The organism is Variovorax paradoxus (genome assembly GCF_029919115.1).
Lineage (GTDB): Bacteria > Pseudomonadota > Gammaproteobacteria > Burkholderiales > Burkholderiaceae_C > Variovorax > Variovorax paradoxus_O.
Window position 1 is genome coordinate 3,757,035 of the sequence record NZ_CP123990.1, and the last position, 14,701, is coordinate 3,771,735.

Annotated in this window: 13 protein-coding genes; 4 read left to right on the forward strand and 9 right to left on the reverse strand. The window is 66.2% G+C overall.

Annotated features, from left to right (window positions below):
- Nucleotides 1-114 precede the first annotated feature (114 nt).
- Complete coding sequence (gene mog, locus QHG62_RS18090; protein WP_281146917.1) at nucleotides 115-699, forward strand: molybdopterin adenylyltransferase; 585 nt, start codon at nucleotides 115-117, stop codon at nucleotides 697-699.
- Here the strand turns inward: mog and QHG62_RS18095 are convergent.
- The 4 genes from QHG62_RS18095 to QHG62_RS18110 form a co-directional block, all read right to left on the reverse strand.
- Nucleotides 689-3,868, reverse strand: a complete 3,180-nt coding sequence (locus QHG62_RS18095) for an efflux RND transporter permease subunit (protein WP_281146918.1) — start codon at nucleotides 3,866-3,868, stop codon at nucleotides 689-691. The two genes, mog and QHG62_RS18095, sit on opposite strands and share 11 nt — an antisense overlap.
- 10 nt (nucleotides 3,869-3,878) lie before the next feature.
- The gene (locus QHG62_RS18100; RefSeq protein ID WP_281146919.1) at nucleotides 3,879-5,195 is read right to left on the reverse strand and encodes an efflux RND transporter periplasmic adaptor subunit; all 1,317 of its coding nucleotides are present in this window, start codon (nucleotides 5,193-5,195) and stop codon (nucleotides 3,879-3,881) included.
- Between the two features lie 15 nt (nucleotides 5,196-5,210).
- Nucleotides 5,211-6,545: a TolC family protein gene (locus QHG62_RS18105; RefSeq protein ID WP_281146920.1), complete on the reverse strand. Its 1,335-nt coding sequence runs from the start codon at nucleotides 6,543-6,545 to the stop codon at nucleotides 5,211-5,213.
- A gap of 94 nt (nucleotides 6,546-6,639) precedes the next feature.
- Nucleotides 6,640-7,017 (reverse strand): hypothetical protein, encoded by a 378-nt coding sequence (locus tag QHG62_RS18110; RefSeq protein WP_281146921.1) that lies wholly within the window; start codon nucleotides 7,015-7,017, stop codon nucleotides 6,640-6,642.
- Between the two features lie 163 nt (nucleotides 7,018-7,180).
- Between QHG62_RS18110 and QHG62_RS18115 the strand changes: the two genes are divergently transcribed.
- Complete coding sequence (locus QHG62_RS18115; protein WP_281146922.1) at nucleotides 7,181-7,858, forward strand: heavy metal response regulator transcription factor; 678 nt, start codon at nucleotides 7,181-7,183, stop codon at nucleotides 7,856-7,858.
- Between the two features lie 28 nt (nucleotides 7,859-7,886).
- On the opposite strand, the gene QHG62_RS18120 is transcribed toward QHG62_RS18115, so the two are convergent.
- Both QHG62_RS18120 and QHG62_RS18125 read right to left on the reverse strand, forming a co-directional pair.
- On the reverse strand, nucleotides 7,887-9,152 hold the full coding sequence (locus tag QHG62_RS18120) for a cation:proton antiporter (protein ID WP_281146923.1): 1,266 nt from the start codon (nucleotides 9,150-9,152) through the stop codon (nucleotides 7,887-7,889).
- A 34-nt stretch (nucleotides 9,153-9,186) separates the two neighbouring features.
- Nucleotides 9,187-9,525 carry a winged helix-turn-helix transcriptional regulator gene (locus QHG62_RS18125; RefSeq protein WP_281146924.1) on the reverse strand — a complete coding sequence of 113 codons (339 nt, stop codon included), beginning with the start codon at nucleotides 9,523-9,525 and terminating at the stop codon, nucleotides 9,187-9,189.
- A gap of 123 nt (nucleotides 9,526-9,648) precedes the next feature.
- Here QHG62_RS18125 and QHG62_RS18130 point away from each other — a divergent pair, with 123 nt between their 5' ends.
- Nucleotides 9,649-10,227 (forward strand): carboxymuconolactone decarboxylase family protein, encoded by a 579-nt coding sequence (locus QHG62_RS18130; protein WP_281146925.1) that lies wholly within the window; start codon nucleotides 9,649-9,651, stop codon nucleotides 10,225-10,227.
- A gap of 33 nt (nucleotides 10,228-10,260) precedes the next feature.
- Here QHG62_RS18130 and QHG62_RS18135 read toward each other — a convergent pair whose 3' ends face one another.
- Nucleotides 10,261-12,540 carry a heavy metal translocating P-type ATPase gene (locus tag QHG62_RS18135; protein ID WP_281146926.1) on the reverse strand — a complete coding sequence of 760 codons (2,280 nt, stop codon included), beginning with the start codon at nucleotides 12,538-12,540 and terminating at the stop codon, nucleotides 10,261-10,263.
- 72 nt (nucleotides 12,541-12,612) lie between these two features.
- Here QHG62_RS18135 and cadR point away from each other — a divergent pair, with 72 nt between their 5' ends.
- Nucleotides 12,613-13,089 (forward strand): Cd(II)/Pb(II)-responsive transcriptional regulator, encoded by a 477-nt coding sequence (gene cadR, locus QHG62_RS18140; RefSeq protein ID WP_281146927.1) that lies wholly within the window; start codon nucleotides 12,613-12,615, stop codon nucleotides 13,087-13,089.
- 2 nt (nucleotides 13,090-13,091) lie between these two features.
- Here the strand turns inward: cadR and cysE are convergent, their stop codons facing one another.
- Both cysE and QHG62_RS18150 read right to left on the reverse strand, forming a co-directional pair.
- Nucleotides 13,092-13,883 (reverse strand): serine O-acetyltransferase, encoded by a 792-nt coding sequence (cysE, locus tag QHG62_RS18145; RefSeq protein ID WP_281151701.1) that lies wholly within the window; start codon nucleotides 13,881-13,883, stop codon nucleotides 13,092-13,094.
- A gap of 57 nt (nucleotides 13,884-13,940) precedes the next feature.
- The gene (locus QHG62_RS18150; protein WP_281146928.1) at nucleotides 13,941-14,672 is read right to left on the reverse strand and encodes an RNA methyltransferase; all 732 of its coding nucleotides are present in this window, start codon (nucleotides 14,670-14,672) and stop codon (nucleotides 13,941-13,943) included.
- Nucleotides 14,673-14,701: the final 29 nt, after the last annotated feature.

The window sequence follows — 14,701 nt, forward strand, 5'->3', positions numbered from 1 at the left end:
GCCTTTCTCCCTCCCCTCCCGGGGGAGGGCCGGGGTGGGGGCAAGCGGCGCATCCATCGGGCACCCTGGCTGCCCCCATCCCAACCTTCCCCCGAAAGGGGAAGGAGCAACACCATGAGCACACCTGACTCCATCCGCATCGGCATCGTCTCCATCAGCGACCGTGCCTCCAGCGGCACCTACGAAGACAAGGGCCTGCCCTCGCTCAAGGATTGGCTGGGCCGTGCGCTCAAGAACCCCATCGATTTCGAATCCCGGCTCATTCCCGACGAAGCGGCGCTCATCAGCGCCACGCTCATCGAGCTGGTAGACGCCGGCTGCTCGCTGGTGCTGACCACCGGCGGCACCGGCCCGGCCCTGCGCGACGTAACGCCCGAGGCCACCCTGGCCGTGGCCCACAAGGAAATGCCCGGCTTCGGCGAGCAGATGCGCCAGATCAGCCTGCGCTTCGTGCCCACCGCCATCCTTTCGCGCCAGGTGGCGGTCATTCGCGACAAGAGCCTGATCATCAACCTGCCGGGGCAGCCGAAGTCGATTGCGGAAACGCTCGAAGGGCTGAAGGATACCGACGGGAAGCAGGTCGTGCCGGGCATCTTCGCGGCGGTGCCGTACTGCATCGACCTGATTGGCGGGCCGTACCTCGAAACCGACGATTCGGTCTGCAAGGCCTTCAGGCCCAAGTCGGCGATCAGGAACTGAGAAGCCGGGCTTCGCGCCCGTCTTCCTCGTCGCGCCGGTGCGCCCAGCGATAGAGCAAGGGCAGCACCAGCAGCGTCAGCGCGGTAGACGACAGGATGCCGCCGATCACCACCGTTGCCAGCGGCCGCTGCACCTCGGCGCCGGTGCCCGTGGCAATGGCCATTGGCACGAAACCCAGCGAAGCGACCAGGGCGGTCATCAGCACCGGCCGCAACCGCGTGAGCGCACCTTCGCGAATTGCCGCATCGAGCGGCAACCCGCCCTCGCGCAGGTTGCGAATGAACGAAATCATCACCAGCCCGTTGAGCACCGCCACGCCGGAGAGCGCGATGAAACCCACCGCCGCCGAGATCGACAGCGGTATGCCGCGCAGCCACAGCGCCACGATGCCGCCCGTGAGTGCGAACGGAATGCCGGTGAACACCAGCAGACCGTCCTTCAGGTTGCCGAACATCGCGAACAGCAACGTGAACACCAGCAGCAGCGACACCGGCACCACCACCTGCAGCCGCTCGGTGGCCGAGGCCAGGTTTTCGTATTGACCGCCCCAGGCGGTCCAGTAGCCGGGTGGAATGCTCACCTTGCGCATGGCTTCCTCGGCTTCGGCCACGAACGAGCCGAGGTCGCGGCCGCGCACGTTCGCGCTCACCACGATGCGGCGCTTGCCGTCTTCTCGGCTGACTTGGTTCGGGCCGGGCGCAAGATCCAGCGCGGCCACCTCGCCCAACGGAATGAAGCTGGTGCGCTGCTGCGCCTCGGCGCCATTGCCCTTGGGCAGCGCGATCGGCAAGCGTTTGATCGCCTCCAGATCTGTGCGCAGGTTCTCGGGCAGGCGCACGAGGATGTCGAAGCGCCGGTCGCCCTCGAACAGCGTGCCCGCCTCGCGGCCGCCCACCGCAATGGAAATCGCCTCTTGCACGTCGCCCACGTTGAGTCCGTAGCGCGCCGTCTTGCTGCGGTCGATGTTCACGGTGAGCATCGGCAGGCCGGTGGTCTGCTCGACCTTCACTTCTGCGGCACCTGAGATCTTGCTCAACGTTTCCGACACCTCGGCCGCCGTCTTGTCCAGCACCGCCATGTCGTCGCCGAAGATCTTTACGGCCACGTCGCTGCGCACACCCGAGATCAGTTCGTTGAAGCGCAACTGGATCGGCTGTGAGAACTCGTAGTTGTTGCCCGGCAGCTTTTCAACCTCTTCCTGCACGGCGGCAAGCAGTTCGGCGCGCGTGCGGCGAGATGCACCTTGAGGCGCCGGCCACTCGCTCTCGGGCTTGAGCATGACGTACCCGTCCGAGACGTTCGGCGGCATCGGGTCCGACGCAATCTCCGCCGTGCCGGTGCGCGCAAACACGCGCTCGATTTCCGGAAACTTTTCTTTCAGCGTGCGTTCGATCTGCCTTTGCATCTCGACCGACTGCGTGAGGCTGGTGCCCGGTATACGCAGCGCCTGCACCGCAAAGTCGCCCTCGCCCAGGCTCGGCACAAACTCCGTGCCCAGCCGCATGGCCAGCAAGCCCGAAAGCACCACGGCGACACAAGCCATGGTGATGACCAGCGGCTTGGCCGTCATCACGCGCGCCAGCAGCGGCTCGTAGCCGCGCCTGGCCCACTGCATCAGGCGGTTCTCTTTCTCGCTCACCCTGTTGCCGATGAAGAGCGCCACGGCTGCCGGAATGAAGGTGATCGACAGGATCATCGCGCCCAGCAGTGCAATCACCACGGTGAAAGCCATCGGGTGGAACAGCTTGCCCTCGACACCCGTGAGCGCAAAGATCGGCAGGTACACGATCATGATGATCAGCTGGCCGAACAGCAGCGGGCGTCTGGCTTCTTGCGATGCCGCAAACACTTCATGGAAGCGCTCGCTGCGTGTGAGCGGCCGCGCGAGCTTGGCCTGTGCATGCGCGAGGCGCCGCACGCAGTTTTCCACGATCACCACCGCCCCGTCGATGATGATGCCGAAGTCCAGCGCCCCCAGGCTCATGAGGTTGGCGCTGATCTTCTGGTTCACCATGCCGGTGAAGGTGAAGAGCATCGACAGCGGGATGACCAGCGCCGTGATCAGCGCCGCGCGCATGTTGCCGAGAAACAGGAACAGCACCGCAATGACCAGCACCGCGCCTTCGAAGAGGTTCTTCTTCACCGTGGCAATGGCCTTGTCGACCAGCACGGTGCGGTCGTACACCGTCACCGCCTTCACACCCGCGGGCAGCGTGCGATTGATCTCCTGCATCTTCTTGTCGACCGCCTGCGACACGGTGCGGCTGTTCTCGCCGATCAGCATGAACACCGTGCCCAGCACCACCTCGCGGCCGTTGTCGGTGGCCGCGCCGGTGCGCAGCTCCCGGCCGATGCCCACTTCGGCCACGTCCCGCACGCGCAGCGGAATGCCGTTGGCGTTGCCCAGGATCACGTTGCCGATGTCTTCGGCCGACTTCACCTGCCCCGGCGCGCGAATGAGGTACTGCTCGCCGCGCTTCTCGATGTAGCCCGCGCCGACGTTGGCGTTGTTGCGCTCCAGCGCGGTGACCAGCTCGGTCATGGTGAGGCCGTGCGCCAGCAGCTTGGCGGGATCGGGCGCCACCTGGAACTCCTTGGCATAGCCGCCGATGGAGTTGATCTCGGTCACGCCCTTCACGTTGCGCAGCTGCGGCTTGATGATCCAGTCCTGGATCTCGCGCAGGTCGGTCGGCGTGTAGGGCGTGCCGTCGGCCTTCTTCGCGCCCTCGTCCGCTTCCACTGTCCAGAGGTAGATTTCGCCCAGCCCGGTAGAGATCGGCCCGATCACCGGCGAGATGCCGGCCGGCATGCTCTCGCGCGCCGACTGGATGCGCTCGTTCACCAGCTGGCGCGCAAAGTAGATGTCGGTGCCGTCTTCGAAGATCACCGTCACCTGCGAAAGGCCGTAGCGCGAAAGCGAGCGGGTCTGCTGCAGGCCCGGCAGGCCGGCCATCACCGTCTCTATGGGGTAGGTCACGCGCTGCTCGGCCTCGAGCGGCGAATAGCCGGGCGCAGCGGTGTTGATCTGCACCTGCACGTTGGTGATGTCGGGCACCGCGTCGATGGGCAGCTTCTGGTAGCTGAAGACGCCGAGCGCGGCCATGCCGAGCACGGCCAGCAACACCAGCCAGCGCTGTTCGATGGAAAACCGGATGACTCGTTCGAACATGCGGCGTTCCTCAGTGCGTGTGCGTGGCAGAGCTCTTGCCCTGCTGCGACTTGACGACGAAGCTGCCGCTGGCGGCATAGGCGGCGCCGGGCTTCAGGCCGCCCACGATCTCGATCCGCTGGCCGTCGCTGCGGCCGGTCTGCACGTGCTGCGGCATGAAGCCGCCGGGCACCTTGAGGAAGACGGTGGGCTTTTCTTCCACCGTCTGCACCGCGTCGGCCGCTACCGTCACGGGAGCGTCCGCCTCGGACGAAACCAGCTCCACATTCACGAAAAGCCCCGGCCTCCACACGCGCTGCGGATTGGTCAGCGTGACGCGGGCCGTGGCCGTGCGCGTCTGTGCGCCGATGAGCGAGCCCACATACGACACCGTGCCGCTGGCCGACTGCTCGAAGGCGCTCGAACGAATGGTCGCCGGCTCGCCGATGCGCACCAGGTTCAGGTGGTTGGCAGCCACGCTGATCTCGGCCCACACAGTCGAAAGATCGGAGATGGTGAACACGCTGGCGTCTTCCTTCACCGCCTCGCCGAGCGAGATGTGCTTTTCGACCACCATGCCGTCGAACGGTGCGCGCAGCTCGTAGCGGCCAAGAGCCGACGAGGCCGGCGTGGCGCCTAGCGCCAGCAGCTTCTGGTTGGCGTTGGCCACGGCAATCTGCGCCTCCTGCATGGCCTGCTCCGCCTGCAGGTAGTCTTGCTGGGCAGAGATCTTTTCTTCCCACAGCTTCTTCTCGCGCTGGTAGGTGGTGCGGGCCAGCTCGAGCCGGCGCTGCGCCGTCTGCAACTCGCTGCGCTGTTCCGAGAGCATCGGGCTGGAGAGCACCGCCAGCACCTGGCCGCGCTTCACTTCCTGCCCAAGGTTGGCCGATACGCTTTCGACCACGCCCGCCACGCGCGGCACCACATGGGCGGTCCGGTCTTCGTTGAACTTGATCTCGCCCGGCAGTTGCACCGATGACTTGATGCGCGCGGGGCCGGCGCTCTCGACGGCCACACCGGCGGCCTTGACCTGCTCGTCGGTGAAAGCGATTTTTTCTTCGCCTTCCTTGTGCTCGCCCTTTGCCTGTTCCTTGCCGGCGTTGCCCGAAGCGTGACCATGTCCGTGCTCATGATCGTGGTCCTTTTCCTCCGCCTTGCCTTCTTCCTCATGGTGCCCGCCTTCGGCATGCTCGGACGCTTCCGAATGTCCGCCGGCCTCGGGCTTGGCGGGCGCGGTGCGCAAGATCAACGCACCCGCGGCAATGCCGAGGACCAGCACCGCCACGATCGCCATCCACTGCTTCTTGCCGATGCGCCCGGCGGGCGTGTTTCGTTCTTCCGTGTTCATGATGTCAATTCCTTGTCAGCGCGCAACGTCGGCCGCGCGCGGGTTTTCGTCGCCTTCGGTGCCCAGCAGCTTGTCGAGTTCGCTGGCTGCGCGGTGCGCGTCGGCCACGGCCAGCAGGTACTGGTTGCGCACCTGGAAGAGCGTGCGCTGCGCATCCAGCGCCTCAAGAAAGCTGAACTTGCCGAGCTCGAAGCCCTTGCCAGCAGCCTTGGAGGCGGCCTCGGCCCCGGGCAATGCATCGCGCTGCAGCGTCTGCGCCGTGGCGCGTGCCGAACGCAGGCGCTCCGCTGCTTGGGCTGCATCGGCGCCCAGTTGCAACTCGGCCGCGGCAAGGTCGTCGCGCGCCTTGTCTTCGCGGCTCAGTGCCTCGGCCACGTTGCCGCGGTTGGTGTCGAAAATCGGCAGTGGCACCGACACACCCACCACCACCTGGTTGCGGCCGCCGGTGCTGCCCATGCCCTCGTCGGCGGGCACACGCTTGGCACCGAGCGATACGGTGATGTCGGGCACGCGCCGGGCCTGCTCCAGTTGCGAAAGCGCCTGGCGCCGCTCGACTTCGAGCCGTGCCTGGCGGAGCGCGGGCGCTGCGGCAAGCCGCTTCTCCACGTCTTGTGCCGGCTCGACCGGCGGTAGCCGATCGACAGCCCCCTCCGCTTGCGTGAAGCGCGGCTCCGGGTTGCCCCACAACGCGGTGAGCTGGCGGCGCGCAGAGCGCAATGCGCCCTCTGCCTGCTGCAGTTCGACCTGGATGCCGGCCTCGGCCACGCGCGAGCGAGTCTCTTCGAGCGGCGCGGCCTTGCCGGCGGCCACGCGGTGGGCAGCCGCCCGGGTTGCCGCCCCTGCAAGGCCCGCAGAGTCCCGCGCCAGGCGCAGGCGCTCCTGCGCAACCAGCACTTCGAAGAACAGGGTGATCGCCGATGCGCGCAACTCGGCGCGCCGCGCAAGCAATGCCGAGGCGGCTTGGTCGCGCGCGCGTTCGGCCGCCGTCACGCGGGCTGCGCGCTTGCCGCCCAACTCGATGGGCTGGCTCAGCAGCAGCGTGGTGGTGCGGTTGTCCCGGCGCAGGTCTTCCACCTGCGCCTCGAGCACGGGGTTGGGCCAGGCGCCGGCCTGCAGCACGGCCGCATCGGTGGCCTCATGCTCGCGCGTGGCTGACGAAAGCCCGGGGTTGAAGCGCTGTGCGAGCGCAAGGGCACTGCGCAGGTCCAGCGGACCCGCGGGCTCCACCGTGCGTGCAGTGATCTGCCGCAACGGCAACTGCGGCAAAGGATTGGAACCGGCATCGGATTGTGAAAATGCCGGGGGCGCCGCCAAGGCCAAAACGGCCAGCGGCACGAAGAGCGTGCGCATCGAATTCTCCTGGGTTGCAAAACAACGGGCGGGGAATCCGGCGAGAGCTCAGCTGATGCGGTGTATCAGGGGTGCAGGTTGTTCTCTCGCCGAATCAGGCGGCGAGATGTCTTGCAGGGCGCACGGGCACTTCAGAAATGTGCGAGACAAAGTGCTCCGTTCGCATGACACGAAATGTGCGTGCAAACGCAGGCAGGCCTTGCCCCTGCTCCGCCGCGGAAGGCAGATGCTGCGCGTGGCCCAGGTGGCAGGCCGCGCAATCTCCGAGCACGACGTTCGGTTGCGTGGCCGGGCTCTTCTGCGTGTCGTCGGCACGTGCGCTGCCGTGGCTGTTCGCATCCGGCTCATGCTCGTGATGGCCCCAATGGCGGGGCTGCAGATCGCGCTCATGCTGGCAATACGCAGCCGACGCAGCCCAGCTGAACTGGAACGGAAGCAGGAACAGCAGGAAGATCTGGAGCCAGCGGCGCATCGTCTCAAAAGTATATCGGCGGCATGTGGCACACCTCCTGCATTGCCCCTTCGGTTTGCAGGCCCGTGGCGCAATGCACCACACGCGGCAGGCGCCTTGTCCTTCATTCAGACGACAAGATCGCACCCGTTCCACCACCCACCCCCCTGGCTAACATCCGCCGATGCGAATTCTGGTCATTGAAGGCGAGCCCCAGTTGGGAGACCAGCTGAAGAAGGGCCTGGAGGAGAACGGGTATGCAGTCGACGTTGCGCGCGATGGTGCCAAGGGCCGCTACCTTTCCGCGGAGCACGACTACGGCTTGATCCTTCTCGATGCCGTGCTTCCGGGCGCCGACGGCTTTGCCGTGCTGCGCGCCATACGGCGCACCAGCACAGTGCCCGTGCTGGTGCTCACCGTGCGAGACAGGGTCGAAGACCGTGTGAACGGCCTGCGCCAGGGTGCCGACGAATACCTCGTCAAACCCTTCACTCTGCCCGAACTGCTGGCGCGGGTGCGAGCCCTGCTGCAACGGGGCAAGCCGAATGACGCCACCACCTACCGGCTCGCCGACCTGGAGCTCGACCTCGCAAGCCGCAAGTGCGTTCGCAACCACCAGCGCATCGATCTCACGGCAAAGGAGTTCACGCTGCTGGCCGTGCTGCTGCGCCAAAGCGGACAGATCGTGACGCGCAGCACCCTTGCCGAAGAGGTGTGGGACACCACGCTCGACAGCGACACCAATGTGGTCGAAGTAGCCATTCGCAGGCTTCGCAGCAAGATCGACGATCCTTTCGACCTGAAGCTGCTGCACACCGTGCGCGGCAGCGGCTACGTGCTCGAGAACCGGTCATGGCCTTGAGCAAGCGGCCGGCCGCAACAGCTGCCCACTAGGGCTTTGCGCGAGCCGGCGTTTCGTCCAGCGTGGCGGCGGGCGCCTTGGTGCGGCCCATCACCAGGTTGATGAGCGGCCCCGTCATTGCGGTGGTCACCAGCGCCATCACCAGCAGCATGGTGAAGAGTTCGGGGCCGATCAGGCCGGCGTCCAGGCCGATCTTCATCACGATGAGTTCCATGAGCCCGCGTGCATTCATGAGCGAGCCAGTCGCCAGGCTGTCGCGCCAACCGTAGCCGGCCATGCGCGCGCCAATGGCACCGCCGGCCAACTTGCCGAGAGTGGCCACCCCGACGATCAGCAGCATGGCGCCCACGCTCGCTCCAGAGAAAGCGTTGGCGGTGGTACCAAGCCCCGCCAGGGCGAAGAACAGCGGCATCAGCACCACGATGGAAATCGGCTCGATACGCTGCGTGAGCGAACTCAGCAAACGGTCGTCGCGCGGCAGGCAGGCGCCGAACAGGAAGGCGCCGAACACGGCATGCAGATGCAGCCACTCAGTCGCCAGCGCGCAGACCAAGAGGCCGATCATGAGCGAAGCCATCATGGTGGTCGACGGCTCGCCGTTGGGGGCGCGCGTGCGCAGCAGCCATGCAAAAGCCGGCTTCATGCCGAAGAACAGCACGGCCACCAGCACGACCACGCCGGCGGTGGTCTTGAGAAGGCCCGTGTAGCCGTCGCCCGCGCCGGCAAGCGCCACCACCAGCGTCAGCAAGATCCACGCGAACACATCGACCACGGCCGCCGCGCTCAGCGAAAGCTGGCCGAACGGCGTGCGCGTGAGGCCGCGGTCTTTCAGGATGCGCGCCATGACGGGAAAGGCGGTGATCGAAAGCGCCGCTGCCATGAAGAGCGCAAAAGGCCAGAAGCCCACGCCCGCAGGCGCCAGCGCCGGATGCAATGCCGGAGAGATTGCAAGGCCGAGCACCATTGGGACGGCCACGCTGAGCGCACCCACGTAGCCCGCCGCCTTCAATTGCGCGCGCACGCCTTGGCTTGCGCGCAGTTCGAGCCCCACCACGAACATGAAGAGCACCAGGCCCACTGTCGAAAGCGACGAGAGCCCTTCGAGGTGGCTCTTGGAGAAAAGCTGCGCATGCAACGAGGGGAACAGCGCCCCCATGACCACCGGCCCGAGCATCAGGCCGGCCGCCATTTCTCCCACCACGCTCGGCTGGCCCACATGGCGGAGCACCCAGCCGCAGATGCGCGCGGTGCTCAGGATGACGATGAGTTGCAGCAGGAGAGAGGTGGCGGACATGGACCGGAGCGCGGGTGAAGGGGAATACGCGATGTTAGTTTTGTTCGGGCGCCTCGAACCAGCGGTCGGCCCATTGGTTGAGCGGCTTGAGCCGCTTCACGAGCTCACCGCCCGATTCGGTCAGCAGGTAGCCCGCATCGGCCAGCACGACGATTCCGCCCGCGCGCAGTTCCTTGAGCCGGTCGTTCAGCACCGAGGGCGACATGTCCCCCGTGCTCACACGCAAGGCCCTGAAGCTTTGCGGCATGCCGTCGCGCAGCTCCCACAAGATGCGCAGCGTGCCCTTGCGCCCCAATTGCTCCAGCAGCCGCATTACCGGGCGGCGCGATGCGGTAGCGGCCGTTGGCTCTTGCGCAGATTCGGGTTTGCTCATGAATGGCGTCTCAAAAAATCAGGTCCCGGACTTCTCTTGCGCTACGCATTCCGTAGCGATAGACTGCAAACATCGCTACGCTTTTCGTAGCGATTTGACCCGCATTCTACGAAGGATTCGACCATGACGACCCTCGCGACAACAGACAACAGCGCGCCCCGCATCCAACCGCTCGAAGCGCCCTACCCCGAGCCGATTGCCGACCTGCTGGCGCGAATGAACCCGCCCGGAAGAGCAGAAGTTCTGGCGCTGTTCCGCGTGCTGGCCATCAACCCCGAACTGGCAGAGCGCACGCTGGGCCTCGGCCGGTATCTCCTTGGCCGCAAAGCGGCAATCGACCTGCACGACCGCGAGGTGGTGATCACGCGCACGTGCGCACGCTGCGGCGCAGAGTACGAATGGGGTGTACACATTGCCGCTTTTGGCGATGCCGCGGGTTTCAGCGCCACCGACCGGCGCGTGATGGCCTCGGCCACCGCAGACCTCGAACTGCTCGCACCCCGGGACCGCCTGCTGGTTCAGCTGGTCGACCAGCTGCACGACACCAGCCATGTGGACGATGCGCTCTGGGAGGCTCTGGGCGCCCACTGGAGCCCGCCGCAACTCATCGAGCTGATGATGCTTGCGGGCTGGTACCACGCCGTGAGCTACGTGTGCAACGCGACGCGCCTGCCGCTTGAGAAATGGGCCGCGCGCTGGTGAGACCAGAGCTTCGGCCACCTGCAGCTGGCTGCGTCAGCCGCCGTCGCTCGTCTTCGGCATGCGCATCAGCCGCAACCCGTTGGCCACCACCAGCAGGCTCGCGCCCATGTCGGCAAACACCGCCATCCACATGGTCGCGCTGCCGAACACCGCAAGCACGAAGAACACGCCCTTGATGCCCAGCGCAAGCGTGATGTTCTGCCAAAGCACCGAATGTGCGCGGCGCGAGAGGCGAATGGTTTCGGGCAGGCGCCGCAGGTCGTCGTTCATGATGACCACGTCCGCGGCCTCCATGGCCGTGTCGGTGCCGGCGCCGCCCATTGCAAAACCGATGTTCGCCTGCGCGAGCGCGGGCGCATCGTTGATGCCGTCGCCCACCATGCCGGCCATGCCGTGACGCTGCTGGAGCGCCTTGACGGCTTCGAGCTTTTCTTCGGGCAGCAGGTTGCCGCGCACGTCTTCGATGCCCGCATGCGCGCCGATGGCACTGGCCGTGGCGGCGTTGTCGCCGGTCAGCATCACGGGCGTAACGCCAAGCGCGCGCAGCTCTGCCATTGCAGCTCGCGAAGAGGGCTTGATGGTGTCGGCCACCGCAAACAACGCGAGTACCTCATTGCCAGAAGCCAGAAGCGTGACCGTGCGCCCTGCTTCTTCATGGCGCTTCAGTTCGGCTTCGAGCGCCGGGCTGCACAGCCCCCGCTCCTCCATCAGCCGGTGGTTGCCAAGCACGTAGCCCCGGCCCTCGTGCGTGGCCTGCACGCCGCGTCCGGGCAGGGCCGTGAAATCGCCAACCTCCAGCGGTTGGAGCTTCAGGCCCTCGGCAATGGCCTTGGAGACCGGGTGGTCCGAGCGGCCTGCAATGCTTGAAGCAACCGCGAAGATCGCATCCTTGTCAGCCGCGGCTCCAAGCAGGCTCGACTCGACCAGCCGCGGCTTGCCTTCGGTGATGGTGCCCGTCTTGTCGAGCGCCACCGCCTTGAGCTTGCGCGCCTCTTCGAGGTAGGTGCCGCCCTTGATCAGGATGCCGCGCCGCGCGGCCGAGGCCAGCGCGCTCACCACGGTCACCGGCGTCGAGATGACGAGTGCGCAAGGGCACGCAATAACCAGCAGCACCAACGCCTTGTAGACGGCCTGCATCCAGCCCCAGCCCATGAGCCAGGGCGTGAGCAGCGCCACCGCAATGGCCAGCACGAAAACCGCAGGCGTGTAGACCGCCGCAAACTTGTCGACGAAGCGCTGCGTGGGGGCGCGCGAACCTTGCGCCTCTTCAACCGCATGAATGATGCGGGCCAGCGTGGTGTTGGCCGCCACGGCCGTCACCCGAAATTCGAGCGCGGCCGTCTGGTTGATGGTGCCCGCGAACACGGCGTCACCGACCGACTTGTCGACCGGAATGCTCTCGCCGGTGACGGGCGCCTGGTCGATGGCGCTCGTGCCTTCGGTAACGACGCCGTCCAGCGGCACGCGCTCGCCGGGGCGAATGCGAACAGTGGCCCCAAGCGCCACGGAGTCGGCCTTTGCCGTCTTCCAGCTGCCGTCGGGCTGCCGCACCTCGGCTTGCTCGGGCGCCAGTGCGAGCAAGCCCTGGATGGCATTGCGCGCACGGTCGACGGCGCGTGCCTCGATCATTTCGGCAATGGCGTAGAGCGCCATCACCATGGCGGCCTCGGGCCATTGGCCGATCAAAAAGGCGCCCGTCACGGCCACTGCCATCAAGGCGTTGATGTTGAGCCGCCCGCGCACCAGTGCAGCAAAGCCTTTCTTGTAGGTGTCGAGACCGGCCAGGCCGATGGCACCCAGCGCAAGCGCCATTTCCACCGCAGTGAACGCGGCACCCTCCGGTGCAAGAAAAGAAATGGTTTCGGCCGCAATGGCCAGCACCAACGCGGCAACCAGCCGCAAGAGCTCCGGCGTCATGAGGCCGGTGGCGCGCCCTGCGCCAATGGCAGCAGGCTGCCCGCCCGCCATGTCGTTCAGCGGCTCCGGCTTGAAACCCGCCTTTCGAATGGCTGCCAGCGCATCGGGCAACGCAGCGCCATCGGCCGTGATGGCCATGGTGCGTTCGCCGAGCCGAAACCGCAGCCCGCTGATGCCGCGAACGGGCTCGAGTGCGCGGCGGATCTCGGACTCTTCCACAGCGCAATCCATCGTGGGAATGCGAAAGAGCAATGCGCCCTTCGGAACATCGGCGGTATCGACAGCAGCCGTGGGGGCAGCAGTTGTCGATCCGCAGGCGGAGTTGCCGCAGCAGGCCGTTTCGACAGGGGCATGGGCGTGCGGCGCCAGGGGTTTCAGGGCATTCTGCTTCGTCATGAAGGCAATTGGAAACCCTGAAGCAGGTGTAGAGTCAAACGGCAAATTCCTTCACTTCGTTCTTGCCGCATCATGAAAATCGGAGAACTGGCCAAGGTCGCGAACACGCCGGTGGAAACCATCCGGTACTACGAGCGCGAGCAGCTTCTGCCCGAGCCCGCGCGCACCGAAGGCAACTACCGCATCTACGACGACGAGCATGCGCAGAGGCTGGGCTTTATTCGCCGCTGCCGTTCGCTGGACATGACGCTCGAAGAAATCCGAAGCCTGCTGCGGTTTCGCGATGCGCCGGACGAAGACTGCGGCCGGGTCAACCAGCTGCTGGACGACCACATCGGCCACGTGGCCGCCCGCATTTCTGAACTCAAGCTGCTGGAGAAGCAGTTGAAGGCCCTGCGCCAGCAATGCTGCGGACCTGAGTCGGCGCAGAACTGCGGCATCCTGCAAGAGCTGGACACCGCCTCGACCGCGGCAGAGCCCTTTGGGCAGCACGCAGGGCATGTGCATGGGTCGCTGCACAACACCCCTGCCGCGAAGCGTTCCGGCTGAGGCTACTTGCCGATCAGTTGGGTCAGCTTCTCCGCCTCGAAGCTCTCGTCAAGCGCCGCATCACACGGAACGCAGTCCTTGGTACCGGGATGCGCAGACAGCTTTTCGATGGCCTGCCACAGCAGCGCGATCTGGTGCTCTTGCCCCGCGGCGTTGTCGATCAGCCCGCGCATGGCCTGGCTCAGGGGGTCGTCGTCCTGCGTGATGCCGTAGGCAGAAAACTTTTGCGGCGCGGCCACATCGGCGCTCTCACCGGCCTTCGACGGAATGATGCGTGCCGGAATGCCCACCGCCGTTGCGCCCGCAGGCACCGGCTTGATGACCACCGCGTTGCTGCCGATCTTGGCGCCGTCTCCAACGACAAACCCGCCCAGCACCTTGGCTCCCGCGCTCACCACCACGTTGCGGCCCAGCGTCGGGTGGCGCTTGGTGCCCTTGTACAGCGAGGTGCCGCCCAACGTCACGCCCTGGTAGATGGTGCAGCCGTCGCCGATTTCGGCGGTCTCGCCCACCACCACGCCCATGGCATGGTCGAAGAACACCCGCTCGCCGATCTTGGCGGCCGGATGAATCTCGATGCCCGTGAGCCAGCGCGCCACGTGCGCGATGAAGCGGGCCGGCCACTTGAAACCGTGCGTCCAACAAGCGTGCGCCCAGCGATGCAGCACCACGGCATGAAAGCCGGGGTAGACCGTGATCACTTCCCAGGCGCTGCGCGCGGCCGGGTCGCGTTCGAGGATGCACCGGATGTCGGCGCGCACACGAGAGAACATCGCTGCCTTTGTTGTCGTTATATCGATAGGGGCCGCGCAGTCTAAGGCCGGCCGTCTTCGCGCACGCGCGATGGGGTTTTAGCCCTTGCGCGGGCCGTTGGCCGCGTCGGCCATGGCCTTGGCGATGCCGCGCAGGATGTGGATCTCTTCGGGCGTGGGCTGGGCACGGTTGAAAAGCTGCTGCAGCCGGGGCATCAGCTTCTTTGGCGCCTCGGGGTCCAGAAAGCCGATGTCCACCAGCGAACGCTCCCAGTGGTCGAGCATGCCGGCCACCGCCTTCGCATCGGCCGCCTGCACCGGCGCCGTGGCGTCGCGCACCGCGTAGCCGCCCAAGGCAAGGCGCCATTCATAGGCAATCACCTGGATGGCGGCGCCCAGGTTGAGAGAGCCGAACTTGGGGTCGGTCGGAATGCTCAGCGCCACGTTGCAGCGGTAGACGTCTTCGTTGCGCATGCCGAAACGCTCGGAGCCGAAGAGAAAGGCCACATGCTGGTCGCCCTGCTTTGCCAGCGGCTCCAGGTGCTCACGCGGGGTGCGCGTGGGCGGGCCGAAGTCGCGCGGCACCATGGCGGTGGCGCACAGGTGGGTTACGCCGTCGAGCGCCTCGTCCAGCGTTTCGACGATGCGGGCGTTGTTCAGCACGTCGAGCGCGCCACTTGCCCGCTGGATGGTTTCTTCCCGCCGCAGCACGTTGGCCCACCGGGGCGTTACCAGCACCAGGTCGTCGAAACCCATGGTCTTCATGGCGCGGGCGGCGGCGCCCACATTGCCTGCGTGGCTGGTCTGGATCAGGATAAAACGGGTGCGCATGGAGGGTTTGGAGGCACGAAACGGGCGGA